2 protein-coding genes are annotated in these 827 nt (G+C 37.2%); both read left to right on the top strand.

The genetic code is table 11. The features are described 5' to 3' along the window. On the top strand, window positions 1–332 hold a 332-nt coding region (locus DS885_RS16600; RefSeq protein WP_181817783.1), incomplete at its 5' end, for a uroporphyrinogen-III C-methyltransferase. 5 nt (window positions 333–337) lie between these two features. Then, a partial coding sequence (locus DS885_RS16595) for a heme biosynthesis HemY N-terminal domain-containing protein (protein WP_309472402.1) occupies window positions 338–827 on the top strand: 490 nt, incomplete at its 3' end.

Raw genomic sequence — 827 nt, 5'->3', positions numbered from 1 at the left:
ACCGCGATAAACCCGTTGAGGCATTATTATCACCTGAGCAAGCCTGGTACTTAAGTGAAAACTTAAGAAACCATTTATCTAAAGCTGAATTTGCAGTGTATCGTGAGCAACAAGAGATCTATGATATTGCCTTACAAGGTGCTTTGAAGTTAGTTTCTGTTTATTACGATATGAATGATAAAAGTACACAGCAGTTTTATAATGCGGTCCAGAAACTCAGTAAAGAAACTATTTCAATTGATTACCCAGATCAATTCAAAAGCGCACCTTTACTTTCACATATCTTAAAGCAGCGCATTAGTAAATCATTCACCATTGAAAGTGCGGAGTAGTTGATATGATTGGATTAATAGCGATTGTCATCATCTTGCTCACTGGGTTAATTTTTGCGCCTGAATTGAGTGCTCATAAAGGCTATATATTAGTTTCCTTTGATAGCTATACAACCTATGAAACCACTATTATTAATGCTATTTTTATTGCCATTATTTTTTATTTCATACTATTGGCATTAGAGTGGCTACTACGAAAAGTACTCTCAATGAGCAGTTTGACACGTGGGTGGTTTGGGCAACGTAAAACACGTAAAGCACAAAAGAATAGCTTATTAGGTATGTTGGCGTTATTAGAAGGTAATACCAAGCAAGCGCAAAAGTTACTCTCTAAGTCTGCTGATCGAAGTGACTCTCCTGCACTCACTTATATTGCAGCTGCACGTGCGTCTCATAAAAATGGTGAGTTTAACCAGCGTGATGATTATTTACAGTTAGCCAGTGAATACCCTAAATCTAAACTTGCTGTTGGATTAGTGTGGGCTGAGTTACAGC

The sequence above is a fragment of the Psychromonas sp. B3M02 genome (assembly GCF_003318165.1).
Taxonomy (GTDB): Bacteria; Pseudomonadota; Gammaproteobacteria; order Enterobacterales; family Psychromonadaceae; genus Psychromonas.
Note: the sequence above shows the minus strand (reverse complement) of the source record. Positions and strands in the feature narration are given on the sequence as shown.